The sequence below is a fragment of the Nocardia sp. NPDC059236 genome, assembly GCF_042754085.1.
In the GTDB taxonomy this organism is placed as follows: domain Bacteria; phylum Actinomycetota; class Actinomycetes; order Mycobacteriales; family Mycobacteriaceae; genus Nocardia.
Map to the genome: position 1 here is coordinate 534,298 of NZ_JBHZAF010000001.1, position 26,425 is coordinate 560,722.

Annotated in this window: 25 protein-coding genes and 1 pseudogene; 19 read left to right on the plus strand and 7 right to left on the minus strand. The window is 70.5% G+C overall.

Features of this window, described 5'->3' with window-relative positions; all coding sequences use genetic code 11:
• Positions 1–29 precede the first annotated feature (29 nt).
• Complete coding sequence (locus ACFXIV_RS02685) at positions 30–974, plus strand: helix-turn-helix transcriptional regulator (RefSeq protein WP_379395069.1); 945 nt, start codon at positions 30–32, stop codon at positions 972–974.
• 96 nt (positions 975–1,070) lie between these two features.
• Here the strand turns inward: ACFXIV_RS02685 and ACFXIV_RS02690 are convergent, their stop codons facing one another.
• The 4 genes from ACFXIV_RS02690 to ACFXIV_RS02705 all read right to left on the minus strand — a co-directional run bounded on the left by ACFXIV_RS02690 (position 1,071) and on the right by ACFXIV_RS02705 (position 5,075).
• Complete coding sequence (locus tag ACFXIV_RS02690) at positions 1,071–1,901, minus strand: alpha/beta fold hydrolase (protein ID WP_379395067.1); 831 nt, start codon at positions 1,899–1,901, stop codon at positions 1,071–1,073.
• Between the two features lie 146 nt (positions 1,902–2,047).
• Positions 2,048–3,082 (minus strand): NAD-dependent epimerase/dehydratase family protein, encoded by a 1,035-nt coding sequence (locus tag ACFXIV_RS02695; RefSeq protein WP_379395065.1) that lies wholly within the window; start codon positions 3,080–3,082, stop codon positions 2,048–2,050.
• Between the two features lie 13 nt (positions 3,083–3,095).
• Positions 3,096–3,404 (minus strand): hypothetical protein, encoded by a 309-nt coding sequence (locus tag ACFXIV_RS02700; protein WP_379395063.1) that lies wholly within the window; start codon positions 3,402–3,404, stop codon positions 3,096–3,098.
• 9 nt (positions 3,405–3,413) lie between these two features.
• Positions 3,414–5,075, minus strand: coding sequence for a fatty acid CoA ligase family protein (locus tag ACFXIV_RS02705; RefSeq protein ID WP_379395061.1), 1,662 nt, complete (start codon positions 5,073–5,075; stop codon positions 3,414–3,416).
• A 430-nt stretch (positions 5,076–5,505) separates the two neighbouring features.
• On the opposite strand from ACFXIV_RS02705, the gene ACFXIV_RS02710 reads away from it, so the two are divergent.
• The 5 genes and pseudogenes from ACFXIV_RS02710 to ACFXIV_RS02730 all read left to right on the plus strand — a co-directional run bounded on the left by ACFXIV_RS02710 (position 5,506) and on the right by ACFXIV_RS02730 (position 10,814).
• Positions 5,506–6,552 (plus strand): 3-oxoacyl-ACP synthase III family protein, encoded by a 1,047-nt coding sequence (locus ACFXIV_RS02710; protein WP_379395059.1) that lies wholly within the window; start codon positions 5,506–5,508, stop codon positions 6,550–6,552.
• A 4-nt stretch (positions 6,553–6,556) separates the two neighbouring features.
• Positions 6,557–7,462, plus strand: a complete 906-nt coding sequence (locus ACFXIV_RS02715) for a hypothetical protein (RefSeq protein WP_379395057.1) — start codon at positions 6,557–6,559, stop codon at positions 7,460–7,462.
• A 199-nt stretch (positions 7,463–7,661) separates the two neighbouring features.
• Entirely contained in the window at positions 7,662–9,698 is a 2,037-nt protein-coding gene (locus ACFXIV_RS02720; RefSeq protein ID WP_379395055.1) for a LuxR C-terminal-related transcriptional regulator, read from the plus strand.
• Between the two features lie 88 nt (positions 9,699–9,786).
• Positions 9,787–10,209: pseudogene (locus ACFXIV_RS02725) on the plus strand (lipase family protein); the annotation flags it as partial.
• A gap of 197 nt (positions 10,210–10,406) precedes the next feature.
• Positions 10,407–10,814: a hypothetical protein gene (locus tag ACFXIV_RS02730; RefSeq protein ID WP_379395053.1), complete on the plus strand. Its 408-nt coding sequence runs from the start codon at positions 10,407–10,409 to the stop codon at positions 10,812–10,814.
• 36 nt (positions 10,815–10,850) lie between these two features.
• Here ACFXIV_RS02730 and ACFXIV_RS02735 read toward each other — a convergent pair whose 3' ends face one another.
• Positions 10,851–11,660 carry an SDR family oxidoreductase gene (locus ACFXIV_RS02735; protein ID WP_379395051.1) on the minus strand — a complete coding sequence of 270 codons (810 nt, stop codon included), beginning with the start codon at positions 11,658–11,660 and terminating at the stop codon, positions 10,851–10,853.
• Between the two features lie 41 nt (positions 11,661–11,701).
• A complete protein-coding gene (locus tag ACFXIV_RS02740; protein ID WP_379395049.1) occupies positions 11,702–12,736 on the minus strand; it encodes an alpha/beta hydrolase in 1,035 nt (344 codons plus the stop codon).
• 231 nt (positions 12,737–12,967) lie between these two features.
• Between ACFXIV_RS02740 and ACFXIV_RS02745 the strand changes: the two genes are divergently transcribed.
• Positions 12,968–13,741: an ArsR/SmtB family transcription factor gene (locus ACFXIV_RS02745; protein WP_379395692.1), complete on the plus strand. Its 774-nt coding sequence runs from the start codon at positions 12,968–12,970 to the stop codon at positions 13,739–13,741.
• Positions 13,741–14,274, plus strand: coding sequence for a hypothetical protein (locus ACFXIV_RS02750; RefSeq protein ID WP_379395047.1), 534 nt, complete (start codon positions 13,741–13,743; stop codon positions 14,272–14,274). Before ACFXIV_RS02745 ends, ACFXIV_RS02750 begins: the two co-directional genes overlap by 1 nt.
• Positions 14,275–14,367: 93 nt before the next feature.
• On the opposite strand, the gene ACFXIV_RS02755 is transcribed toward ACFXIV_RS02750, so the two are convergent.
• On the minus strand, positions 14,368–15,129 hold the full coding sequence (locus ACFXIV_RS02755; RefSeq protein ID WP_354837256.1) for a 3-hydroxyacyl-CoA dehydrogenase: 762 nt from the start codon (positions 15,127–15,129) through the stop codon (positions 14,368–14,370).
• Positions 15,130–15,432: 303 nt separating this feature from the next.
• On the opposite strand from ACFXIV_RS02755, the gene ACFXIV_RS02760 reads away from it, so the two are divergent.
• The 11 genes from ACFXIV_RS02760 (at position 15,433) to ACFXIV_RS02810 (ending at position 26,397) form a co-directional block, all read left to right on the plus strand.
• Positions 15,433–16,113, plus strand: coding sequence for a hypothetical protein (locus ACFXIV_RS02760; RefSeq protein ID WP_379395045.1), 681 nt, complete (start codon positions 15,433–15,435; stop codon positions 16,111–16,113).
• 16 nt (positions 16,114–16,129) lie between these two features.
• Positions 16,130–17,005: a MinD/ParA family protein gene (locus ACFXIV_RS02765; protein WP_379395043.1), complete on the plus strand. Its 876-nt coding sequence runs from the start codon at positions 16,130–16,132 to the stop codon at positions 17,003–17,005.
• Complete coding sequence (locus ACFXIV_RS02770) at positions 17,002–17,655, plus strand: hypothetical protein (protein ID WP_379395041.1); 654 nt, start codon at positions 17,002–17,004, stop codon at positions 17,653–17,655. The genes ACFXIV_RS02765 and ACFXIV_RS02770 overlap by 4 nt, the downstream gene beginning before the upstream one ends.
• Positions 17,656–17,833: 178 nt before the next feature.
• Positions 17,834–18,124 (plus strand): hypothetical protein, encoded by a 291-nt coding sequence (locus ACFXIV_RS02775; protein ID WP_213556317.1) that lies wholly within the window; start codon positions 17,834–17,836, stop codon positions 18,122–18,124.
• The gene (locus ACFXIV_RS02780; RefSeq protein ID WP_354837264.1) at positions 18,124–18,405 is read left to right on the plus strand and encodes a hypothetical protein; all 282 of its coding nucleotides are present in this window, start codon (positions 18,124–18,126) and stop codon (positions 18,403–18,405) included. Before ACFXIV_RS02775 ends, ACFXIV_RS02780 begins: the two co-directional genes overlap by 1 nt.
• Positions 18,406–18,458: 53 nt before the next feature.
• Positions 18,459–19,283: a hypothetical protein gene (locus tag ACFXIV_RS02785; protein WP_379395039.1), complete on the plus strand. Its 825-nt coding sequence runs from the start codon at positions 18,459–18,461 to the stop codon at positions 19,281–19,283.
• Between the two features lie 43 nt (positions 19,284–19,326).
• Positions 19,327–20,805, plus strand: a complete 1,479-nt coding sequence (locus tag ACFXIV_RS02790) for a hypothetical protein (protein WP_379395037.1) — start codon at positions 19,327–19,329, stop codon at positions 20,803–20,805.
• A complete protein-coding gene (locus ACFXIV_RS02795) occupies positions 20,802–22,292 on the plus strand; it encodes an SCO6880 family protein (protein WP_379395035.1) in 1,491 nt (496 codons plus the stop codon). The genes ACFXIV_RS02790 and ACFXIV_RS02795 overlap by 4 nt, the downstream gene beginning before the upstream one ends.
• A gap of 3 nt (positions 22,293–22,295) precedes the next feature.
• Complete coding sequence (locus tag ACFXIV_RS02800) at positions 22,296–25,376, plus strand: hypothetical protein (protein WP_379395033.1); 3,081 nt, start codon at positions 22,296–22,298, stop codon at positions 25,374–25,376.
• On the plus strand, positions 25,373–25,681 hold the full coding sequence (locus tag ACFXIV_RS02805) for a transposase (protein WP_379395031.1): 309 nt from the start codon (positions 25,373–25,375) through the stop codon (positions 25,679–25,681). The genes ACFXIV_RS02800 and ACFXIV_RS02805 overlap by 4 nt, the downstream gene beginning before the upstream one ends.
• Positions 25,682–25,836: 155 nt before the next feature.
• A complete protein-coding gene (locus ACFXIV_RS02810; protein ID WP_379395029.1) occupies positions 25,837–26,397 on the plus strand; it encodes a hypothetical protein in 561 nt (186 codons plus the stop codon).
• Positions 26,398–26,425 lie beyond the last annotated feature (28 nt).

Below are 26,425 nucleotides of genomic sequence, written 5' to 3' on the forward strand. Positions count from 1 at the left end.
TGCCCTAGCAGTGCGGGAGAATCGAATTCATGTTGGAAACCTCCGCCAGACTGCTCCGACTGCTCTCGCTGCTGCAGACCCCGCGCGACTGGAGCGGCGCGGAACTGGCCGCGCAGCTCGAGGTGGATGTGCGCACCGTGCGCCGCGATATCGAAAAGCTGCGCGCCCTCGGCTATCCCGTGGACGCCACCGCCGGCGCGGCCGGATACCGGCTCGGCGCGGGCGCGACACTGCCGCCGCTGCTGCTCGACGACGAGGAGGCCGTCGCCGTCACCATGGGATTGCGCACCGCGGCGGGCGGAACCATCGCCGGGATCGAGGAGAGCTCACTGCGGGCGCTGGCCAAACTCGAGCAGGTCCTGCCCTCGCGGCTACGGCATCGGGTGACGGCCTTGCAGGCCGCGACCGTGGCCGTCCCCGATGGCGGCCCGCGCGTCGACCCGGACACCCTGACCGCCATCGCCGCGGCCATCCGTGACCAGCATTGCCTCCGATTCGACTACCGCACCCACGATGGCGAATCCTCGCGCCGGACAACCGAACCGCACCGCCTGGTGCACATCGGCCGCCGCTGGTACCTGACCGGCTGGGACGTGGACCGCGAGGACTGGCGCACCTACCGTGTCGACCGCCTCACCCCGCGCGTCCCGACCGGCCCTCGCTTCACACCACGCGAGGCCCCCGACGCCGCCGCTCAGGTCTCCCGCGGTGTCACCACCGCGCCCTACCGCTATCAGGCCCGCATCACGCTGCTGACCTCCGCCGAACGGGCCGCCGAGGTGATCGCGCCGACCGTCGGCGTGCTCGAGGCCGTCGACCCGGACACCTGCATCCTGCATACCGGCGCGGATTCACTCGACGCCATCGCCGTCCACGTGGCGGGTTTCGGTTTCGACTTCCGGATCCTCGAGCCGCCGGAACTGGCAGCGCACCTGCGTGAGCTGGCTACCCGATTGCACCGGGCGGCAGGCTGACCTGGGTTGTCGGCGGGCAACTGTTCTGTCGAGACGCCGGGTTCGGCGGATACACCGGGCGTCCGTGCCGGAGCGGGGGTTGTGTGCTGGGCGAGTTCAGCCCGCCAGGGCTGTGCGGGTGGCGGAACGGATGGCGGCCGTGACGGTTTCGGGCTGCTCCAGCATGACCAGGTGACCGCAGTCGGGGAGTTCGATGGCCTCGGACGGGCACAGGGTGGTGTTGAGGCGGGCGCCGGCGGCGGCGGACAGGATGTGGTTCTTGGCGCCCCAGACGGTGGTGATGGGCGGGAAGCCAGGGGCGGGCCGGAAGTCGTCGAGGACGGCCAGCTTCGGGAGGTCGCGGGCGATGGCGGCGGGCGGGAGCAGGCGGCGCGGTTCGCTCCAGCGGCGGCGGAGACCGGTGAAGGTCGAGGCGGCCATGCCACGGCCGCGGGGGCCGAGCTGTTCACGGACCACGAGATTCGCGGCCAGGCCCGGGAGGCGGATCGCGCCGGCGAGAGAGTCGAGCGGGAGGTGCGCGGCAGTGCGGGCGGTCCAACCGGTCGGTGTGGGACGCAGGGTGGCGGCGGTCAGCGGGCTGCACAGCACCAGGGCGCGCACATTCTGCGGATTGCGGCGCGCGTACAGCAGCGACAGCGCGCTGCCGAAGCAGTTGCCGACCATCGTGACATTGGTGAGCCCGTGGGTGTCGATGAACTCCGACACCATGCGCACGTAGTTGTCGACGGTGTACCCGTCCGCGGGTGAGTCGGAGTCGCCGTAGCCGAACAGATCCAGCGCGTACACGGTGTTGGTGGCCGCCAGCGCGCGCGTCTGGTTCACCCAGATGCGCCGGTCACCGCCGATATTGTGCAGGAACAGGATCGGATCCCCGGACCCGGCGCGATCGTAGGCGACGGATACGCCGTGATAGTCGAACTCCGGCATCGGGCGCTCTCCTCATTGAGTAGCGGTGCTGCACTGCGTCTGCGGCCTCGAGGGCCGTCAGCACCGACTCACCCTCGCGCGGTACCAGCCATGTTAGCCGGTACCGCGCGTAACACAAGTTTTTGAGGGGAGCGTCCGAGCGCTGGTCAGCGGGTGGATCCGGCGATCACCTCCCCGCTGCGGATCCAGGATTTCAGTTCGGTCATGCCGGTGTCGCGATCCATTACGGGCCGATATCCGAAATCACGGGTGGCCGCGGAGGTGTCGTAGGTGCCCGAGCGGGTCATCACCGCCACCGAGTACCGCGACAGCGGCGGCGTCCAGTGTTCGGCGAGATACGGTACCCGCCTGAGGTTTTCGATCACCGACACCACCAGCGCCACCACGCGCGGATCGAGCCTGCGGCCGGGCTGCGGATAGCCGAGGTCCGCGGCGACGTCACCGAGGAACCCCCACACGTCGGTCCGCTCCGCATCGGCGATGAAATACGGCTTGCCGCCGACATTCTCGCTGGCAGCGGCCTTGACCGCGGCCTCGGCGATATTGTCGACATGGCACAGCGAGGCGTACACCTCGCGCCCGGCCGACGGATCCGGCAGGGTCCCGGCCGCCGCCCGTTCGAGCAGCCGCACAATGGGCCCGGATCGGTCGCCCGCACCCCAGATGGCCCGCGGCCGCAGCGCGCAGGTGGTGAATCCGGGCGTATTCGCCTTCAGCACCAGGCGTTCGGCGGCGGCCTTGGTCTCGCAGTAGTGGTTGAGGTAGCGGCGGGGATACGGAACCGACTCGTCGATATCGATCTGGTCGCCGCCGTCACGGTCCATGAGCGCGCTCGGACTCGAGATGAACACGAACCGCTGCGCGCCCGCCGCCCGGGCAGCGGCCAGCAATCGCGCGGTGGCGGCGACGTTCTCGGCCCAGAAGCGGGCGCGGGTGCCGCGCTCGTCCACGCGGGCCGCGCTGTGGAACACGACATCGACCCCGGCGACGGCTCGTTCCAGCGAGTCGGGGTCGCCGAGATCGCCCACCACCCGCTCCACCCGGTCGAGCACGGGGGCCAGGTCCCGCAGATTGCTGGTGCGCCGCACCAGAATCGCCACCTCGTGGTCCCCGTCGCGCACCAGCCGGCGCGTGAGCGCGCCACCCAGGAAGCCGGAGGCCCCCGTCACCAATGCCTTCACGATGCTGCTGCTTTCACGATGCCTCCAGAAGTGTGTGGTCGCGTCGCCGGGCGCGGCCGAGGAGCGGCGTCAGCGCCGCGGTGCCCCAGCCGATCCGGCTGGCCAGTTCGTCGGCGGCCATGCTGACCGGTATGCGGGTGGCCGGATCCGCGGCGCACAGTGCCGCGTCGGCCCACCACAGCAGCCGCAGCGCCGGATTCGACGGGGCACGCCCGGCCACCGCGGCGATCAGTCCGGCCAGCAGATACAACCGGGCGGCGATCCCGGCCAAGAAGTACAACCGCGTGACCAGCGGAACCACCTGCGGCGCCGGGCTTCTCATGCTGCGGCCCTACCCGTCGAGCTGCTTGGCCGCCCAGACCGCCAGCTTCTCGCGGCCGATCTTGGCATTGTGGCGGATGTCGACCGGGAACCGCGGATGGAACAGGAACTCCGCCACCGGCTTGGTGATGTCGAATTCGTCTCGCCGCCCGCGCAATCGGTCCTCGACCGCGGCCCGGTCGGCCCCCGGCGCCAGCTCCACGCACAGCACCGGCTGCTGGTCCCCGCGCGCACCCACGCCCACCAGCGCGGTGCGGGCCACGCCCTCGACGGTGTTGAACACCTGCTCGACCTGCACGGTGAACATGGGCCCGCTCGCCGTCTCCAGCCGCTGACTCTTGCGCCCGCAGAAGCGGATTCGCCCGGCGTCGTCGATCCAGGCCAGGTCTCCGGTGCGGTGCCAGATCACCTCGCCCTCGGCGATCTTGCCGCTCCGGTTGGCCGCCTGCGGCCAGAAGTAGCGGGGGCTGACATTGGGCCCGGACACCACCAGCTCGCCGATCCCGCGCGACGCCGCCAGATCGGCCGCCCGCGCCTCCGCATCCGCCCAGTCCGGCAGCGGATCGTCGGTGATGGCGATGATGCGCGCTTGCACGTGGAGCGAGGGCGCGCCCACGCACACCCCGTGCCCGGTGTGCGCCTGCTCCACCAGATCGCCCAGCAGCTCGCGGGATTCGATGGTCGCCATGGGCAGCGCCTCGGTCGCGCCGTAGCCGGAGTACACCTTCGCCGGCTCGGGCAGCACCTGTCGCAGCGCGGCGATGCACCAGTCCGGGACGGGCGCTCCGCCGGAGTAGATGCTCTCGATGCTCGGCAGCGCCGCCCCGGTCTGCTCGATGTGCCGCAGGAGCGGGATCAGCACGGCGGGGGAGGCGAACATGGTCTTCACCTCGTACCGCTGCACCGCGTCGACCACGTGCGCCGGATCGGTGGCCCCGACCTTGGAGGGAATCAGCGGCGGTAGTACGCACCGGGATCCGAGCAGCAACTCCAGGATGCCCGCCACCGGCGCGGTGATGAGCGAGGTGCCCGGCGCGACGTGCTCGCGCGCGGCGTCCACCTGGTCGATCATGGCGCTGAGATTGCCGTGGGTGAGCACCACCGCCTTGGCGGGCCCGGTGCTGCCGGTGGTGTACGCGATGAGCAGCGGTTCGTCATCGGGCGCGGGCTCGCGTTCGGGCAGCGCGGAAGCCGGTGTGCGGCCCCAGCTTTCGAGGGTGGGCCCCTGCCACCACGAGCGCCCGACCGTGACCGCCATTCGCACCTTGCGGAAGTAGACGCGGAACACGATGCGCAGCGCCTGCGCCTCGGTGACGCCGACGAAGGCTTCGGCGTCGGCGGCCTGCAGGCAGCGCAGCATCTTGAACATGCCCATGCCCGGGTCGATCACCACCGGCACCGCGCCGATCTTGAACAGCCCGTAGAGGACGGCGTACAGCTCGGGTCCCGGCCGCACCAGCACGATGGTGCGCACGCCGCGGGTGACGCCGGCCTCGGCGAACCGCTCGGCAATGGTGTCCGACCACGCGTCGAGTTCGGCGTAGGTGAGGTGGCGGTAATCGGGCAGGCCGTCCCGATTCCTGCCGTCGGCATAGATCACCGCCTCCCGTTCGGGATGGGCGGCGACGATATCGCTGAAACGATCGAGAGCGCGCCAATAAATGGTGGGCAAGGAATGCGACACACTTCCCCCAGTGAATTGTCGAGGAATGCGAGGAATGTATCGGTGAGGCTACACGGGGTGATGTCGGACCGCTAGGCGTGGCGCTCCGTATTCGTTTGATATACAACAGTTTTAGTGTGTCCGCGGGTACCGACACCGGTTCTTCGTAACCCCCTATTCCACCCCTACGGGGTGACTCGGCGACCGATCGCCGATCGGCGTGCGCACCACTTCCTTCCAGCGATTACGCTGTGAAAATCGCTCGAGCGCACTGTGATCGGTGAGGCGCGTGGGGCACTCGTCTACCGGTGGGTACGGTAGCGTTTCACTTGGCATCGGGGCTACGGGATATCAGCGGGGCCGGCTCGGGGGACACCGAATTGCGGCCGCCGCAGCCACATTCGACCGGACGCACTCAGTCCAGAGAGCAGGGGGCCACATGCGTACACGCTTCGAATCGATCGGTGCGTACACACCCACGACCATCCGTTCCACCGAGGACGTGATCAACAGCCTTTCGGTACCCAGGGCATTGGACCTGGAACGAATTACCGGAATCAAGAACCGGCGCGTGCACAATAGCGATGCGGAGAATTACGAATCGTCGTTCGCACTGGCGCGCAACGCCATCGAGGACTGCCTCGCGCGCTCGGGCTACGAGGCCGCGGACCTGGACGTCATCATCTCGGTGTCGATCACCCGCTTCACCGCGCCCGGGCAGTACTGCTTCGCACCGTCTTTCGCTGCCCAGCTCGGTGCGGCCATCGGCGCGGGCCGGGCGCTGCACTTCGACCTGTCCAATGCCTGCGCGGGCATGATCACCGGCGTACTGGTGCTGGACCGCATGATCAAATCCGGTGTGGTGCGCCGCGGCCTGGTGGTCAGCGGCGAGCAGATCACCCCCATCGCCGAGACCGCCACCCGCGAGATCTCCCAGCCCTACGATCCGCAGTTCGCCGCCCTGACCGTGGGCGACGCGGCCGTGGCCGTGGTGGTCGACGACCAGGGCGACGACGCGGACGAGATCCACTACATCGAGCTCATGACCACCTCGGCCGGCGCCGAGCACTGCATCGGCATGCCCAGCGACAAGACCACCGGCATCGCCATGTACACCGACAACCGCGCCCTGGCCAGCGAATCCCGCTTCCTGCAGGGCATTTCGCGCATGGCCGACTTCCTGCTGGAGACCGGCCGGGCCTGGGAGAGCGAGAAGTACGACTACTGGATCCACCACCAGTTCAGCGGCCCGGCCATCGACTACATCAGCTCGCTCACCGAGCGGCACTTCGACACCCCGATGCCGCAGGCGCTCAATGTCTACGCCGAATACGGCAATACCGCGTCCACCTCGCACTTCCTGGTGCTGCGCGAACACCTGGCGCAGGGCCGGATTCCGCGCGGCTCCAAAGTGCTGCTGATCCCCGAGGCATCCGGGGTGGTCTCCGGGCACCTCGCCGCGACCATCTCCCGGCTGGAGGCCTGAATCCATGAGCACCGCAATCGTTTCCGCGGCCGTCTGCACCGACGCCGACACCGGCAGCTACTTCGAGCTGGCCGCCCGCGCCGGCGCGCAGGCGCTGGCGGCGGCGGAGGTCTCCGCCGACCGGGTCGGCCTGGTGGTCAACGCCGGGGTGTTCCGGGACAGCAATATCGCCGAGCCCGCGGTGGCCGCGCTGATCCAGAAGCGCCTCGAGGTGGGCCTGGAGTACGCGACCGGGCGGGTGCCCGCGTTCTCCTTCGACCTGCTCAACGGCGGCACCGGGGTGGTGCACGCGCTCATGGCGGCCCAGTGCTTCACCGGTCTCGGCGATGTCGAGTACGCGCTCATCGTGGCCGGCGACACCCACCCGTCCACCGAGCGTGACCGCGAGGATTTCCCGTACGCCGCCAGCGGTGCGGCCATCCTGCTGCATTCCTCCGACAGCGCGGGCGGTTTCGGCCGCATCTACACCACCGAGACCCCGGGCGCGCTCGCCCCGACCGCGTGGGCCGACCTGGATGCGGCGGGCACCGGCGGCCGCACCGCGCTGACCGTGCGCACCGAGACCGGGGACCCGCTCGCGCTGGCCGAGGCCGCGCTGCGCGAATGCCTGGCCGGTGAGGGACTGGAGCCCGGTGACTTCGCCACCGGCGGCGCGGTACTGCTGGCCCCGGCCCCCGTCCCCGGCTTCCGCGAGCGGGTGGCCTACCGGATCGGGGTGCCCTCGGCCGCGGTCGCCGGGATCGACCCGTTCGTCGGCGACCCGTATTCCGCGGGTCCGGTGCACGCGTATCTGAGCGCGGCCACACAGGGCATGCTCGACGAGGCGCGCGCGGTGGTGTTCCTGGCGGTGGACGACACGTCGGCGGCCGCCCTGGTCTATCGCCCGCACGCGCTCGTCACCACCTCCTAGGCGAATGTGAAATACACTGTTTGGCAGTACATTTCGAAACCGTTGTACCCCGGCTGATCCTGGGCGCCCACGCGCCCTCGCTGCAATGATGCCGCTCCAGCACACCGAAGCTCGCCGTGCCACGCCTGTCAGTCGGGCGCATCCCGATCGGTGAAAGGGACGTCAGATGGCACGGTCGGTCGCTCGGGACCGAGGGGATATGCCGGTGGGGGCCGGCGCCAGGACGAGCTGGGCGGTCGCCACCCAGGTGAGCGCGGCGGACGCGGAGCGACTCCGGGTCGCGCGCGCGGTGGCGGTGCTGGGGGCCGCCGCGGGGGTGGGCCGGGTGGCGGCGCTATTGGACACGGAACTCGACGAGACCCGTGCGGTGGTCACGGAATTGGCGGCGGCCGGGCTGATCGTGGGGGAGTGCCGCCCGCACCCGGAGCTGGCGGCCCCGGTGCTGCGCGACCTGCCCGACGAGGATCGGCGCGCCCTGCACACCGGGGCGGCCGAACTGCTGTTCCGGGAGGGCCTGCCCGCGGCGACGGTGGCCCGGCACCTGGTCGAGGCGGGCGACGCCCGCGGCTCGTGGGCGGCGCAGGTGCTCCTGGAGGTCGCCGACCGCGCCTTCGACGCCGATGAATTGGACAGCGCCGGAACCTATCTGGAGCTGGCCTATCGGGCCAGCAGACGCGCCGACGAGCGGGCCGCCATCGCGACCCGGCTGGTGGCGGTGGAGTGGCGGATCAACCCGTCGTGCCGCACCCGCAATTTCGGCCGGCTCAAGGCGGCCCTGCGCACCGGGCGGGTGCCGTACCCGGAGCTGCCCATGACCGTGCTGCAGATGCTGTGGCACGGTCATGTCCTGCACGCCGATCACGCGCTGGTCCAGCTGCGTCGCAGCACGGACGCGGCGGCGGCCGATCGGCTCGAATTCGTCGGGGCGTGGCTGCGCTACACGCATCCGGTGCAGGCGCAACGGCATCCGTGGCTGGTCCGCGCCCGCTCCGGCCCGGAATCGCCGTCGCCGGACCGTGATTCACCCCACCGGCAGGCCGCCGCACTGCTGGCGGGACTGTGGGAGCAGCGCTCACCCGCCGAGACCGCCGCCGCGGCCCAGCGCATCCTGGCACACCATCGGCTGACTCCCGCCACCGTCGAGGTGCTGGTGGCGGCGGTCGACTGCCTGCTGCACACCGATCGTCTCGACGCCGCCGACGCCTGGTGTACCGCCCTGCTGGCCGAGGCCACCGCGCGCCGCGCCCCGACCTGGCAGGCGCTGTTCGCCTCGGCGCGCGCGGAGACGCTGCTGCGCAAGGGAAATCCGGTCGAGGCGGCCGGACATGCCCTGGCGGCACTCAATCTGCTGCCCGCCGAGCAGCTCGGGGTGTGGCTGGGCCGGGCGGTCGCGGTGCTGGTGCGCGCGCTCACCGCACAGGGCAGGCACGCCGAGGCCGCCGCGCAGCTGGAGCGGCCCATGCCGCGCGCCATGTTCGAATCCCGTTTCGCGCTGGGCTATCTGCGCGCCTGCGGCGAGCACTGCCTGGCCACCGGCCGGCCCGAGGAGGCGCTGCGGCACTTCCGCCGGTGCGGCCGGTTGATGGACGAGTGGGACATGGACTTCGCCTGGCTGGCGCCGTGGCGCAATGACCTGGCCGCGGCCGGCCTGGTATCCGGGCAGCAGCGGCAGGTGCGGAATCTGGTGACCCGGCACCTCGACCTGATCGGCGGAGCCGAGCAGCACCACACCGGTGGGGTGTCGCTGCGCCTGCTCGCCGCGACCAGCGATCCGCTGCGGCGGGTGACGCTGCTGCGCCGGTCGGCGGCGCTGGCCCGCTCGGGTGGCGACGAACTCGAATTGGCCACAGTGCTCGCCGATCTCGGGAACGCCTACCGGGCGCTGGGGGAGTCGGACCGGGCCCGGCCCCCGCTGCGGGAGGCGGTGCGACTCGCCGAGATCTGCGGGGCCGAACCGCTCCTGGCCCGGCTGCAGGTCGACCCGGTGCCGGCCGCGCGAGAAACCCTGGTCGACACCGGTTTCGACGCCTTGAGCCCGGCCGAACGGCGGGTGGCCGAACTGGCCGCGCTCGGTCAGCGCAATCGCGATATCGCCGAGGCCCTGAACATCACCACCAGTACGGTGGAGCAGCACCTGACGCGGGTGTACCGCAAACTCGCGGTCGCCCGCCGCAGCGAACTGCGGTTCACGCTGGCGTCCCGGACCGAGACGAGCGCGCGGACCGCTACCGGATAACCGTCGGCCGAAAGGGGATTGGCATGAATCGCGTATCCGACCGGGGCGCCGCAGCCGCCGCGGGACGACCATCCGCAACCGCTGCTGTCAATGCGCCATCGACGCCGTCGCCTCGAAGTGCCTGCCGTCGTACGCGTTCCGTCGCGGTGCGCGGGCGCTGGGCGCGGTTCCGCAGTTCGAGCTGCTGCTCATCGAGCACGCCCTGACTCGCGGCTGGGTGGTCTCGGTGCCCGACCACACCGGGACCGCGGGGCGGTTCGGGGCCCCGCGCGAGCCCGGCCACCGCACCCTGGACGGCCTGCGTGCCACCCTGAATTTCCTGGCGCGGCCCAGTGATTCGCCGGTGGCGCTGTGGGGGTACTCGGGCGGCGGTCTGGCCACGATGTGGGCCGCCGAGCTCGCGGCGAGCTATGCCCCGGAGCTGAATATCCTTGCCGCGGTGCTGGGTTCGCCGGTGGGGAACCTCGAATCGGCCTTCTTCCGGCTCAACGGCTCGGCCTTCGGCGGGCTGGCCGATGCGCGCCGCACCGCCCGCGCGGACCGCCGCGCAGCCGGGCACGCCGGAGTCGGACATCGCGCCCGCACTGCCGGTCACGTGATGCGCACGCCGCCCCCGCCCGACGAGGTCAAGGTCGGGCATCGATTCCCCTGAACGCCCGCGACCAGGTGATTCGGCTCCTATCGTGGACGGATCCGGAAGGGGTCGCCATGACGGCAACCGACAAGATCCTCATCATCGGCGGACTGCTGACCCTCACCTATGGGGCCCTGCTCGGCTATCCGATGATCGCGCTGCGTATGCGCGAGGGGAACCCGCCCACGCCCCGCTATCTGACCGTCACCCATGTCGGCGCGGTCCTCCAGGGCGTCATCCTGTTCGGCCTGGTCTGGGCGGCCCGCCTGTCCGATCTGTCCAGCGGCTGGAACATCACCGCCGCCTGGCTGGTCGTCGCCAGCGGCATCTTCATCGCCGCCAAGGACACCATCAACTGGCTCACCGGCGTCGGCGACGAATTCGCCGACAAGGCCCGCACCGCGCCGCTCGGCCTGGCCGGCGCGGTGACCATGACGGCCGGCCTGATCATCTTCATCGTGGGTGATCTGGCCGCGCTCTGAGGCGCGACCGCAGCCAGGCACTACCGCAGTCAGGCACTACCGCAGCGAATCTGCCTTGCTGATCCAGCCCACCACCGCCCGGGTCACGAAGGGCGGGGACAGGCGGGTGGCGAGGGCGGTGAGTTTGGTCTGCAGGCCGACCAGGACGTGGGGGCCGGACAGCGGGCGGCGTCCGGTTGCGGTGTGCCACACCGCTTCCGCGACATCGTCGGGGGTGAGGTGGACGCCCAGCGTGGTCGCGGATTTCGAGCCGCGGCTCACCTCGGTCATCATGTCGGTCGCGACGAACAGGGGCAGCAGATCACTGACCGTGATGCCGAAGTGCCGCCATTCGAGGTCGAGGGCCTCGGTCAGGCTGCGCACCGCGGCCTTGGTCGCGCCGTAGGTCGCCAGGCCGGGCTGACCGTAGAGCGCCGAGGCCGAGGCCACGTTGATGACCCGGCTGCCGAAGGTGCGGCGCAGATAGGGGAGGGCGGCGTGACAGCCGTTGAGGACGCCCTTGATGTTCACGTCCACGAGGCGATGCTGGCGTTCCACCGGGATCTCGCCGAAGGGCCCGGAGACCAGAATGCCCGCATTGTTGACCAGCAGGTCCAGCCGGCCGGTCGCGTCGTCGAAGTCCTTCAGCGCCCGATCCCAGCCGGCCGGGTCGGTGACGTCGAAGGCCCCCGTCACGGTCCGCCCGCCGATCTCGGCGGCGGTGCGGGCGACCGCGTCGGCGTCGATGTCGTACAGGCCGACGGTCCAGCCCTCCCGGGCGAACCGCGCGGCGATGGCGCGGCCGATACCGGCGGCCGCCCCGGTGACGAGGATCGCGGGCTGAGAAGCATTGGCGGGCTGTGACATCGGAGCCTCTCGGATCGGAGGGTCGGGACCGCCGGTGCGGATCAGGCGGCGCTGCGGCCGAGACGACCTGGATCGATCATCGCACGGTGGAAATCGGCCGCGTCACGGGCGGCGTCCCGGCCGTCCGCGAGCAGGTCCGCACCCAGGTGGATGAGGGTGTGCGGGGCGCTCGGCCGCACCTGCAGGCGCAGCGGGACACCCGCCGCCTCGGCGCGTTTCGCCACCGCCAGCGCGTCGGCGAGCAGCATCTCGCGGGAGCCGACCTGCAGCAGAATCGGTGGCAGACCGCTGAAATCGTGGTTCACCACCGACCAGCTCGGATCCAGCTCGCCGTCCACGGCGATACCGCGGCGCACCACCATGTCGGGGCCGACCGCGGGCAGTACCGCGTCGTAGCGGGCATTGGGATGCGCGAGGCGGGCGGCGGAGTCGAAATCCGCCCACGGCGAGGTCACCGACAGTGCCACGGGCAGCGGCAGACCCAGCTCGCGCAGTGTCAGCGCCAGCCGGAGCGCCAGTCCGCCGCCCGCGGAATCGCCCGCGACGACGATCTTCTCGGGCGGGAACCCCTCGGCCAGCAGGTGCCGGTAGGCGGTGAGCGCGTCGTCGAGGCTCTCGTTGGGGTGGGCGTCGGGCAGCTGCCGATAGTCGACGGTCAGCACCGGCAGCTCGCTCAGCGCGGCCAGGCGGGCGGTGTGGCGGCGGTAGCTGTTGAGCCCGCCCGCGATGAACGCGCCGCCGTGCAGGTACAGGATCGCGGCGTCGCGGTCCACCCGCGGATCGGGAACCGGTGCGCTCCACAGCCATTCGGCATCGCAGTGCTCGAACCGCACCGGTTCGCGGCGGGTACCGCGCGGGGTGCCGAGCACCCGGGCGGGCTGCTCGGACAGCCGCGTCATCCGGAACACCAGGTGCGCGGGGCGCGGGCCCAGGTCGGCGACCCAGGCTCCGGCGCGCAGGAACTGCTGCACGGTGGTGCGCAGCACCGGATGGGCGAGCCTGGTCCCGATGCGCGCCGGCCGGATCGTCTCCACGATCACCGATGAGACGGGGTCCGAGGTCTGCGGCGTCGCCACGGGCGCTCCTGTCCGCGCCGCGAAACACCGGGCGCTGCTGAGACAACGATGTCAGTTCTGGCCGAGGGCCGTTGAACATCTTGACGGTGAATGCGCGGATTGTCATGTCCGAGAACGAAATTCCCACGTAAGAGGGGGTGCTGGGCCGCCCGTCCGGCTGGGCGCGGCGGTGGGGCGTTGACTTATGCAGGTAAATGCCTGCATAATTTTCCCGTGCAACCCGAACCCGAGATGGACGCGGTCTTCAAGGCCCTGGCCGACTCCACCCGCCGCCTGCTGCTGGACCGGCTGCGGGAGAACAATGGCCAGACCCTGCGCGAACTGTGCGAACGGGTCGAGATGGCCCGCCAGTCGGTGACCCAGCACCTCGACATCCTGGAGCGGGCCGGCCTCGTCACCGTGCTGCGGCGCGGTCGCGAACGGGTGCACTACATCAATCCGACCCCGATTCACGACATCGAACAGCGCTGGATCTCCGTCTTCGATCGCCCCCGGCTGGATGTCCTGCGCGCCGTCAAAAACCAGGCAGAGGAGTACGCCATGACCGCCACCGTGCCGAACTACGTCTACGTCACCTACATCCACGCCAGCGCCGAGCAGGTGTGGAAGGCCCTCACCGACGCCGACCTGACCGCGCAGTACTGGGGACACGCGAATGTGTCCGACTGGCAGCCCGGTTCGGAATGGGAGCACCGCCGCGTCGACGGCTCGGACAAGATCGATGTCGTCGGCAAGATCCTCGAGGTCGACGAGCCCCGCCGCCTCGTCCTCACCTTCGAGGATTCGATCGGAGCGGACCGCGCCCCGTCGGTGGTGACCTTCCTCATCGAGTCCCACCAGGACATCGTCCGGCTCACCGTCACCCACGAGAACCTGCCGAATCAGGAAATGCTACAGGGCATTTCGAGTGGCTGGCCCGCCGTGCTGGCCAACCTCAAGTCGCTGCTGGAGACCGGCGCCGTACTGCCGCAGGCGCCCTGGGAAATGTCGCAGGCCCACGCCTGATGTTCGACGCCACCGCGCTGCGCGAGGTCTACGACACCCTGCTGGAAGCCGCTGCCGCCGTGGCGGATTCGGGCCCGCCGCTGCCGCCTCCACCAGGGGAGTGGAACGCCGAGCGGATCCTGGCCCACGTCTCCCTCGTCACTGCCGCCACCATGGCCGCCGCGTCGGCGGTGGCGGCGGGGGAGCACGCCACCTACGACAATCGCCTCGCCCTCGACACCTGGACCATCGACCGCGTCGTCGATCTCGCGGGCGGTTTCCCCGGCCTGCGCGAACGCGTGCGCCGCCAGGCCGAGATGCTGTGCGGTTTCGGCGGGCCCGCGCTCAGCGACGCGGAACTGGACAGCCCGGTGCCCACCCGCCTGCTCTCCGCGGGCGCACTGCTGCTGGATCAGGCCATGCCCCTGCGGAATCTGTTCATCGGCCTGATCGATGTCGAAATCCCCGGCCACACCCGGCAACTGCTCGCGCTGCGCGGAAACAGCGACGGCACCGGGCGGGCGAGTGCCCGCGCCGGTGCCGTCACCAGGTGATCGCCGCCGGTGATCACCGTGTGGCCCTGCTGATCACCGCATGGCCCTGCTGATTACCGCGGGGCCATGCTGATTACCGCGGGGCCATGCTGATTACCGCGGGGCCATGCGGATCGCGCCGTCGAGGCGGATGACCTCACCGTTGAGCATCGGGTTCTCCACGATGTGGCGGACCAGCGCCGCGTACTCGGCCGGGTCGCCCAGGCGCGACGGGTGCGGCACCTGCGCGCCGAGGGCGTCGATGGCCTGCTGCGGCAGGGTCGCGAACAGCGGGGTGTGGAACAGACCTGGCGCGATGGTCATCACGCGGATCTTGTACGAGGCCAGGTCACGGGCGACCGGCAGGGTCAGGCCCACGATGCCGCCCTTGGAGGCGGAGTACGCGGCCTGGCCGATCTGGCCGTCGTAGGCGGCGACCGACGCGGTGTTGACGATGACGCCGCGCTCGCCGTCGGCCTCCTCGACCGCCGAGATGCGCTCGGCGGCCAGGCGGATGACGTTGAACGTTCCGATCAGGTTAACGTTGATGATCTTGGAGAAGGACTCCAGCGGGAACGCGCCCTGCTTGCCGACCGTCTTGATGGCATTGCCGATTCCCGCGCAGTTCACCGCGATTCGCAGCGTGCCGAGCTCCTGGGCGGCGTCCAGCGCGGCGGTCACATCCGCTTCGCTGGTCACGTCACCGGGCGAGAACACCACGCGCTCACCGAGTTCCTCGGCGATGGCCTTGCCGTCGGACGAGGGAAGATCGAGGATAACGACCTTCGCGCCGGCCGCGTGCAGTTCCCGCACGGTGGCCAGTCCGAGTCCCGACGCGCCACCGGTCACAACCGCGGCAATGTCTGCTGTCTTCACAAAACCTCCAAAATTCTTGGTCTTGTTAATGTAGATTCTGCTTCGTCCACAGGGAAGACCGCCCCGTCGGCGTGGCGTTCACACGATGTCGCGAACCCTGCTACTCGCACGCGCGCGCGGATTGAACGGAGTGTCGTCCGGCGCGTCGAGTCGTTGGAATCCTGTTCATGCGAGAGAATTTCCGATCGGGACCGTTTCGTGCGCGCCGCCCGTGGCGACGCGACGACGGCGGGCTGCACAGTACCGACGATCACCGACGACAACACACCGTCAGCCACGACCGACCGCCGAGAGGGTCAGACGATGCCGAGCGACGTGCCCGCAGCGGGAATGTTGAAGTCGTACAAAAAAGTGTCGCGCTGGTACCCCGCCCTGGAACTCGACATACAGGCCCCGGCCCCCGAACGGCCCGTCGCCGACTCGGCGTTCGCCGACGAGCAGGGCCCGGCCCGCTACCCGCACTACATCCACGACGAACCCGAGCTCGAGATTCCGCCGGTGCCCGAATCGGTGCTGCGGCGCAACCACTTCGACGGGGCTTGGTCGGACTGGATGGGCGACTCCGGCGAGAGCGCCTCCTACGCACCGCCGCTGCGCTACCGCGGCAGCACGGTCGTCGAATTCCCCACGGGGAGTGGCGAAGCCGGTGCGGCATCGACCGGCGAGCGCGCTCCGAGAGCGCTCGACAGGGCCTCGCAACTGCTCGACGCGGTCGCCGACCGCGCGGCCGTGCCGGCCGAGCGCATCACGGGGCGGCGGTTTTTCGCCGTCGCGTTCCTGATCGTTGCCATTGTTTTGCTAGCCATTGCCGGTGGAGTTGCTCTTTATGTGCTGAATTCCCACGGCGGCACTGCGCAATCCATCGGCACACTCGAGGCGGGACCCCGTTCCGGCCCGATCGCCGTCACGGCGGCGTACAACGAAATGACGGCCCCCGCGAGCATCGGCGACCATGGACCCGCCGCGGGCATTCCGGCCGGATAAGAGGAGAGCGGAGACAATGGATCAGGACTGGAGCCGCTGGCTCGACGAGAAACCCGAAGAGGGCGAATCGACGGGCCGTGCCGCGCGTTCCAAGGCTCCGGTGATGCGCTTGCGCAAGCGCCGCGGCGACTCCGGCGAGGCCGGTCCCGCGCCGCGCCCGATTCTGGTGGTGGGTGGTTGCGGCGGCGCGGGCACCACCACGACAACGCTCGGCATCGCGGGGGAGATGAGCGCCGCCGGCACCCAAACCGTCGCTGTGGACGGCACTTTCGCGGGCAGTGATCTCGCGTTGCGCGGCGCTGACGAGCACCTGAGTCCGATCAGTCTGCAGGCCTGGCTCTACGGCCGCGGCGACGACGAGGCCGCGCCGCTCAAGGAATGTCTCTCCCGCGCCACCTCCGGCATCGGCCTGCTGTGGCGAGATCCCGCCCCGCTGCGCCGGCGCGCCACCTACCTGACCGTCGCCCGCGCGCTCGGCGAGACCGGGTACACCCCGGTTTACGACGGCGGCAATCCGATCGCGAGCCGGCATCTGCGCCCGCTGCTCGAGGACGCCGATATCGCGCTGGTGCTGTCGATTCCGGCGCGGGTGGACGCGGCCAACCGGCTGCGCGTGACGCTGGAGTGGCTCGACGATCAGTTCGGGGGGCAGGGCGAGGGTCAGGGCGACGGCATTGTCGGCGACACCACCCTCGTCGTGTCACATCAGTTGCCGGGCAGTGATTCTCGGGTCGCTGAGCATTTGCGGGAGCATCTGGACGGCTGGGTCCGTGAGATCGTCGAGATACCCTATGACGCACACCTCGCACGCGGAGAGTTGGTGCGGCACAGCAACCTGGCCGCAGAGACACGCCGCGCGTATCGCCGCCTGCTTGCTGGAGTGGCATCATGACCGCAGCCATGAAGGAACGCCGATCCGCCTCCGAGGCCGCTCTGGCGGCCGGTGTGGTGCCGCCGCCGGAATCCCGCCGCGCACCGATCTGGGACCGACCCGTACCCGGCGACGGCCGAGCGCCCCTGGTGTGGCTGCTCGGCGTGCACGGGGGCACGGGCGCGACGACGCTCTCGCATGTGCTTGCGCCGGCGGCGGATTCGTATCGGCGCTGGCCGGGCGTGTTCGACCGGGAGTCCCCGTTCGTGGTGCTGGTGGCGCGCGAGACCATCGCCGGGCTCACCCGCGCCCACGATCTGCTGCGCCAGCATCACGCCGGGCTGGCCGGTCCGTGTGAGGTGCTGGGCCTGATCACCGTGGCCGCGCGGCCGGGCCGGCTGCCCGCCGAGATCCGCCGCTACCGCGACGTGGTCGGTTCGCTGGCGGGTCAGGTGTGGCAGTTGCCGTGGCACGAGGAATGGACCCTGGTCGAGGCCGATGAGCTGCCGGTGTGGTCGCCCGGCGACCCGGTGCCGCAGCAGCGCAAGCGCAAATCCGATCCGCTGGAAGAGATTACGTCCGACGTGCGGGAGCTCGGCGCCGGCATCGTGGCCGCCGTGCAGGACGCGCTCGACGCCCCCCGCCCCCAGTTCCCGGACCGGGAGGAGTGATCATGGACGCCGACGGATTGTGTTGTGCGGGAATGAGTTCCCGGTTGCGGGGACCTGCCCGGTCCTCAGGGAAGGTGGCAGGGCAGTCAGTAGAAGGAGTTGTCGTCGCCGGTTGGACGGCCGGGCCGTGCATCGGCGAGATTGTTACTAGCAGTTCGCTTTTGGATAAGGACAGACAATGAGCATGCTCCTCGCCGTACACGACGCGTACGGCCAGATCCTCGCCCAGGTCGGGAATCCGACCCCCGAGGCACCGCCCGCGTCGGACAAATTGCTGAAACTGGTTCGGTATTTCACCTGGTTCGTTCTGTTGTCGGGAATCCTGGGCATCACCTACGCCGGTGGCCGGTTCGCCTGGGAGAAATGGACAGGAGGCGGTTTGGAGTCGCCGAAGATGGTGGCGGGGGCCATGATCGGAGGAATCGTCGCCACGAGCGCGGGCACGATCATGAATGCAGTGATCACCTAATGTCCGCCGCGCTGGTTGCGCCAGCGATGGACGCCGTGCTGGCCTACAAGCAGATGCCGCCGGATGTGATCCGGCCGATCATGCAGCTCATCGACTGGCTGCTGTGGTGTGTGCTGCTGTTCTGCCTGGCCTGGATGATCCTGGCCGCGGGCCGGCTCTGGTACGCCTTCCGCGACGATCTGGCCGCCAACGACGCGACGCACGGGGTGGTGATGAGCCTGCTGGGTGCGATCATGGCGACCTCGGCCAGCGGGATCGCGCTGGCCCTGCTGCCGACCTGACGGGCACGGGCAGCTGAATTGTCCACTGGCACACACACTTCGGAGGCCATGCGATGAGCGAGAAGGAGTCGCCCGAGCGCGACCGCGTCTCGTTCGGCGTCATTGCCTCGGCCGCCCTGGTCGGGGTCATCCTGATCGCCGGCCTGGTGGTCTACTTCGGGCATGGCGACAGCAAGCCGAGCGCCAAGCCTGACGGGACCGTCCCGGCGACCGCCGACTCCGGCGCCACCGGATTCGCCTCGCCCGACGTGGATCTGTTCGGCCGGCGCGTCGACATCCCCAACAACACGGCCGGCCAGCCGCTGCCGCAGGATCCGTCCAAGCAGCGCAAGGCCACCGACGCCGACTGGCTCACCGCCGCCCCGCTGGGGACCACCGATCCCCACGGCTGGCAGCGGGTCTACGGCGCGTCCGTGCCCTTCTCCACCTCCGACGGTCCGGCACGCCTGGAAAACGGCCTGGCCGTCGGCTATTCGCACACCCCGCAGGGCGCGGCGCTGGCCGCGGCCCAGATCACCTACCGGCTCAATGCCCGCCCGGCCGACCGGGAGCTCTATGTCCGGCAGGTGCGGGTGCCCGCCGAACAGCTCACCGCTTACGACCAGGCGCTGGCCGATCAACGGCTGCCGAAACAGCAGCCCGAGAAGGTGACTCACTATCTGGTGGCCCCCGACGGTTTCCAGATCGAGAACTACGCCGACGACATGGCCATCGTGCGGCTGGCCGTGCGCGGGCCGGTGGTCGACAACCGGCAGCTGTGGGCGGCGGTGCGCCTGATCATGGTCTGGGACGCCGGCGACTGGCGGCTCAAACCTTCGACTTCCAAGACCGCGCAAACCGAATACGTCGATTCGCTTGCGGGGTGGACCCGATGGTGACAACAACAGATATGGCATCGCGACCCATCGAGAGGTGGACCACATGCTGAGGCGGCTAGTCACGATCCTTGCGGTCGTCTTCACCGTCATGATCGCAACCCCGACGGTGGCCTACGGCCAGACGTACGGTTTCGACCAGGCCTGCAACGAATTACACGACTCCCTCGACGGGCTGGGCGTGCCCGGCATCTCGCTCGGCGACGCGGCCTCGGCCGCGTGCAAGGCGGGCAATGTCGCGACCCACCCGAACGACGTCGCCGCCACCGTGCGCGACAAGGCGTGGGACTCCACCTTCGGCAAGGTGGTGGACTCGCTGATGAACGGTCTGGGCGAGGCGTTGATCCTGGCGTTGACGTTCTGGATGAAGATCCCGAACGAACGCGTCAGTGACGCGGGCGCGCTCTTCACGAAGATCAACGACTACACCTATCAGGTCCAGATCCTGTTACTGATGGCGTCGGTGATCCTCTCCGGCCTGAAACTGGCGCAGGCCAGACGCGGAGCCGCGGTCAGCGAGGCCACGGAATCGTTCTGGATGTTCGCCCGCGTGGTGTTCAGTTCCTGGATGCTGGGCGCGGTGATCGTGGCCGCCACCCAGGCCTCGGACAAGTTCTCCGAGTGGATCATCAACGACTCCACCGGCGGCAATGCCAAGAACATCGCCGAGCTGATGGTGAAAACCTCTAAGCTGCAGGCGTTCTCGCCGGGTCTGGTGCTGATCATCGCGATCGTCGGCCTGCTCGGGGCGCTGGCCCAGATTGTGCTCGCCATCGTCCGCCAGGGTCTGCTGGTGGTGGCCGCGGGCGTGCTGCCACTGGCTGCGGCCGCGTCGGGCACCCAGATCGGGCGCACCTCGTACTCGAAGCTGCTGGGCTGGATCATCGCGTTCATGCTCTACAAGCCGGTGGCGGCGATCGTGTACATGATCGCGTTCACCACCGCGGGCAATACCGACGACCTGACCGGCACCGCGAACCTGCCCGACGCCGACGAGGCCCAGCGCATGCTGGTCGCCATCGTGCTGCTGTGCACGGTCGCGTTCGTGCTGCCGGCGCTCATGCGCCTGGTGACCCCGGCGGTGGCCATCGTCGGTTCCGGCGGTTCGGGTCTGGCCGCCACCACCGGCACACTGGTCGGCATCGCCGCGCTCGGTGCGGTCGGTTCGCGCGCGGTGGCCCCGCGCGGTGCCGCCGGACCCGGCGCCGCCGGATTCGTCGGACCCGGTCGCGGCGGGCGTCCCCGTCCCGGTCCCGGGGGCGGTGGTCCCGGCGGCGGTGCGCCGCGCCCGACACCCTCGCCACGCCCGGCGGGTGGTGGCGGCGGTGCGCCCGCCGCGAGTCCTGCCGCCCAAGGCGGTGGCGGCGCAGTACCGTCAGGCGCGTCCCGCGTCGCCAACCGGGTCGCGCAGGCGCGCGCGGCGACCGCCTCGCTGAGCAAGGCCGAGTCCACCGCGGGCGACCTGGCCGGTGACCGCTGGGCCAACCGTTCACCCGACCTCGGCAGGAGCACCATCCCGCGATGACGATGACCGAGACCTACGAGCGCCGCTCGTACGGACTGTGGCAAAAGCCCCGCAGCGCCGGCCTTTTCGGCCTGCGCTGGGGTGAGACCGTGGTCGGTTTCGCCGTCGTGATCACCGCGCTGCTGACGGCGCTGGCGGCCGGGCCGAAACCGGCCGCCGTGGTGGCGGGCATCGGCACGGTCGTGATGGTTCCACTGGTGTGGCGGACGGCGGGCCGCTCCGGCTACGAGAACGGATTGATGATGTTCCATTGGTTGCGCGGCCGGTCCAAGGGCGAGCACGTGTACCGGGGCGGGCGGTTCTCCCGGATCCCGGGCGGCGTCACCCGCCTGCCCGGGCTGATGGCCCCGTCGCGGCTCTACGAGGGCATCGACGCCGGCGGCTACAGCTTCGGCATGATCCACCTACCGCAATTCGCCCAGTACACAGTCGTTCTGCGCGCTTGGCCGCAGGGCCACGAGGCCGTCGACCAGCCGGTCATCGACCGCTGGGTGGGCGCCTGGGGCACGTTCCTGGCCTCGCTGGGGCAGACCTCCGACATCGTGGCCGTGGTGCCGGTCATCGACACCGTGCCCGAGACCGGAAACCGTTTGCTCACCGAGGTTTCCACCATCACCCGGCCCGAGGCCCCCGATCTCGCGCAGCAGGTCATGTACGAGCTGGCCACCGAACTGCCGCAGGAGCGGGTGCAGCTGCTGCCACGGGTCGCCATCACCTTCAAGGCGACCACCGCGGAGCGCCGCAAGAATCCGGCCGAGGAGGCGGTCGAGATCGGCCGCCGCCTGCCCGGCATCTGTGCGGCCCTGGCGGAGGCCGGAGTTCGCGCCCAGCCCATGGCCGCCGACGAGATCATCTCGTTCATCCGCCGCAGCTACGACCCGGCCGCCCAGGCCGATCTCGAGGTGGCTGCGGGCGAACCCGGTGGGCACGGCCTGGATTGGGCCGACGCGGGCCCGGTCTCGCACGAGGAGCGCTGGGACCACTTCATTCACGACGGTGGCCGCTCGGTCACCTGGGAGATGGACACCGCCCCCGAGGGCGCGGTCGACGAGCGGGTGCTGCAGCGGCTGCTCGCGCCGAATCCGGAGGTGCCGCGCAAGCGCATCACCATCGTCTACCGCCCGCACTCGGCCGGCGACGCCGCCCAGATCGTGGACGACGACTACAAGAACGCCCTGGTGGCACAGCAATCCGAGCGCGGCGTCGTGTCCGCCGCCGCCACCCTGCGCGTCGGCGCCACCCAGCAGGCCCGCGAGGAGCAGGCCCGCGGGCACGGCGTCACTCGCTTCGGCGCCCTGGTCACCATTACCGAACCCCTGCGCGGCGACCTGCCGCGCATCGAGGCCATCACCCGCGACCTTTCCACCCAGGCCCGCCTCAAGATCCGCCGCTGCTACCGCTACCAGGCGGCGGCGTTCGCGGCGTCGCTCGGCTGCGGGGTGATCCTCCCCGAACACGCCACCATTCCGAAAGCGCTTGCGGGGTAACCCATGCCACGTGACTTCGACCCCTCGGTCCGCGAACGCGACGCCGCGCCGCCCACCCGGCGCGGCTCCCGCCGCGACCCGGCTCCCGTCGACCCCCACGACGAGCCGGACCCGTACCCGCCCCCGTCCTCCCGCGTCATGCGCGACGAGCACCGGCCCCGGCGCGGCACCCTCCCGGACCGCCGCATGCTCCGCCGCGACCCCATCGAGCCGCCCGACCAGGATCGGCGGGCCGAGGTTATGGGCGAGCACGAGGGCGAAGCGGTGCGCGCCGAGCCGGAGATCGTCACGGATCCCGCTGCGCCCCAGCATGATCCGGAGGCGATGGCGCAGCCGGAACCGCCCGTCGGCGAGCGGCCGGTGGAGGAGCGCGGCGCCTCGGTGCCGATGCCCGCGGCCGAGCCAGAGCGGGCCGAGACGCCCGCGGAGATCACGAGCCGGGAGCCGGTCGAGGTCGGCACGGCGCTGCAGCTCAGCGAGACGGTGGCCGAGCCGATCGGAGTTCCCGAAGCGGACAGCGACGCGGAGCCGGTGACGAAGGCGGCCCGGCGACGGCTTCCGGCGGTGCCCGCCCTCGAACCCACCGGTGGCACAGGCGAATCGGGCACGGTCCAGGGTGTCGCCGCAGCCGAGGTCGCGGAGGTCCCGGCGACCGGGCGAGAGCTGGCGGTACGGGCGGAGGCCGATTCGGGGGATGCACTGCGGGCCGCGGCCGATGTGCTGGGGGAGCCCACGGCGGGATCGGCCGGGCGTCCCGGCGGCACCGAGCGGTCGGAGCGCGTGCTGGACAAGGGATCCGGCCGGAGTGGCGCGGTGGCGCGGTCCGGCGGTGTGCGCGAGGGCGAGGCTCGGTCACGGGCGCGCGGGCCGGAACGGACCGAGGGGGATCGCATGGAGCGCAAGCGGAGTCGCGAGACCACACCCGAGGCGGGTGCGGCGCGCCGCGGGGAGCCCGGTGACCGGCGGCGCGAGCGACCGCGCGCAGACGGCGAACCCGGACGTGAGCGGCGCAGTGACGGTGAATCCGGGCGCGAGCGGCGTGCGGCCGAAGGCGGGCGTGAGCGCCGTGCCGACCCGCAGCGGGATGCCCGGCGCGGCAATGGCTCCGAGGGTCGCGGGCGGTCCACGGACGCGGATCGGGTGCACCTGGGCGGACGGGCCGGCGTGCCCGGTCGGACCCGCCCGGCGCGGCCGGAGGGCGAGGCGGGGGAGCGGCCGGTGCGCAACCGGCCCGCGCGCGACGGGCGGCCCGAGCGGACCGGAACCGAGGAGCGTGGCCGCGGCGCCCGTAAGGACAAGCGGGACAAGGTCGCCGACCAGGCCGAGCGCGACGCGGCGGCCAAGCGCGCGGCGGCGCGCAAGGCCGCGGCCAAGAAGAAGCAGTCCGGTCCCAAGCTGCTCGACGACACCATGCGGGCCAAGCTCGAGGTCACCGCGCGCGAGGGCAATGGCATCAGGGCGGCCTGGGCCACCTTCCGCCTGCACACCGACGATCTGCGCCGGCGCAACTTCGCGGCGCGCGCCGAGCGCATGGAGTACGGCAGCTTCGACGAATTCGACCGCACCACAGCACAACTCACCGATCGCGGCTACATCGGCGCGGGCGGCGGGCGGATGAACGTGGTCGGCCGCCCGGTCGAGTACCGCGCCACCACCGCGCAGGTCGCGGGCCTGTGGCCGTGGTCGGTCGGCGCGGGTGCGCCGCTCATCGGCACGCCGCTGGGCTCGCACCTGCACACCGGCGCACCGGTCTGCTTCGACCCGATGAACTGGTTCATGCGCGGCAGCTTCATCACCGCGCCCAGCCTGTTCGTGCTGGGCCTCAATGGTTTCGGCAAGTCTTCGCTGGTGCGACGCATCGTGCTGGGCGGCGTGGCGCAGGGCATCACCCCGCTGATCCTGGCCGACGTCAAGCCCGACTACCGCAAGCTGGTGGAACTGGTCGGCGGCCAGGTGATCGACCTGGGTTACGGGCACGGCAAGCTCAATCCGCTCGCCGCCGGTGTGCTGGGTTCGATCGTGCCGATGCTGGGCGAGTTCCCCGAACTGCAGACCCAGGTCATACAGGAGATGCGGGCCCGCCAGGTCACTCTGGTGGCCGGGCTGGTGGAACTGGTGCGCGGTGCGCGCGTGCGCGACTTCGAGGAGACCCTCATCTCCACCGCGCTGCGCATCCTCTATCGCGAGGGCAGCGCGTTCACACCGGACCACCCGCCGATCATCGAGGACCTGCTCGATGTGGTCGTGGCGGGTGGCGACGAACTGCAACTCGATGCGGGCGCGGACAATCCGGACGAATACCAGGAGGCCATCAAGGGCCTGCGCCGCTCCCTGCGCGCCCTCACCCAGGGCCCGTTCGGCGCGGTCTTCAACGGCCACACCACCACTCCGATCGACACCACCGCCACCGCCGTCTGCATCGACGTCTCCCATATCCCCAACGGCGACAAGAAACTCAAGGCCGCCGTCATGCTGGCCTGCTGGGCAGACGGTTTCGCCTCCGTCGAGGCCGCGCACGTGCTGGCCGACGCGGATCTGGGCCCGCAGCGCTACTTCCAGGTGGTGATGGACGAGCTGTGGCAGGTGCTGGGCCTGGGCGACTTCATGGTCGACCGCGTCGACGAGCTCACGCGTCTGCAGCGTGGCATCGCCACCTCGCTCATCATGATCAGCCATACCATCAAGGACCTGCAGTCCCTGGGCTCCGAGGCGGCCATCGCCAAGGCCCTGGGCTTCCTGGAACGCGCCCGCGCCAAGATCTTCGGCGCGCTCCCGGCCGAGGAGATCGCGCGTCTGGATTCCACCGTGCCGTTCACCGCCGCCGAGGAGGAGATGGTGACCAGCTGGTCCGCGCCGCAGGCGCTCACCGGTGAGGCGCTCAAACCGGGCCAGCAGCGCCCGCCCGCGCCCGGCACCGGTAAATTCCTGCTCAAGATCGGCGAGGACCGCCGGCCCGGCATCCCGTTCCACATGGAGTTCACGCTCTCGGAACGGGAGAGCGGAATCCACGACACCAACCAGCGTTTCAGCGAATTCACCGAGACCACCGCGAGCCGCGGCTCGGACGAGGGGAGCGCCGCATGATGCCGCACCGGTCGTATCGAAGAGTGTCGCCGGAGGTCCGGCAGGCCGCCGTCGAACAGGTCATCGCCCTCACCGGCAAACTGCGCTCGGAATCCGAGGCCTGCCGGGTGGTCGCCGAACAGATCGGCGTGCACACCAATTCGGTGCGCAACTGGGTGCGTGCCGCCGAGAGCCCCGGCCTGGAACGCATGGATGCGATCGCGTTGCGCCGCAAGGTGGCTCTGCTGCAGCAGCAGCTCGCGGCCGCCGCCGAAATGAACCGCACGCTGGTGGAAACCCTCCACGACGCCAAGCGCGGCACATGAGCCGCTGCCGCGAGAACGAACACGCCGACTCGGGAAACCCGCTGGTATGGCCCGGATATACCGCTCAGCGACTAGCCTGGAAGGGTGGTCCGGTGCTGCGCCGCCGGCGCGGGCCGGTGAGCGCGAGCACGGGTGTGCACGGTGCGAGCGCAGGCATGCGTCCCGCGATTGGGGTGGTGATGCTGGTAGTGAGCATCGCAGTGCTGGCCACCGCATGCGGCGGCGGCAGCTCGACCGGCGGCGGCTCGAATCCGTCTGCCGGGCAACCGCCCACGTCCACCACCCGGTTGCTGGAGGATGCCCCCGCCCCCGACCCGACCACGCCCGACGGTGTCGCGGTGACCGCGCTGGAGCAGATCTACACCTGGTACCCGGCGACCGAGTCCGAGGGCGATGCGCTGCGCCGGGCGCGGAAATGGCTGGGACCCAGCCTGATCCGTACACTGGACAACCCGTCCACCAGCGTGGAAACCCCGAGACCGTCACTGCGCTGGGCCGACTGGGCCAAGGCGGGGGCTCACGTCGAGGCGTTCGCGTTCGCCTCCGGTGAGAAGGCCCCCGCCGGCGCCGACCCGAACCGGCAGCAGTACAAGATCGGCATCGAGCAGACGGTCGTCTATCCGGACGGCAGGCGGGAATCGCTACCCTCGGCCACGGTCGTCGCCACCGTCGTGCGTGGACCTGCCGGTGGCTGGTTGCTGGACGAATTCCGTTGAGCGGTAACGACTCACAGGTCATCCCAGG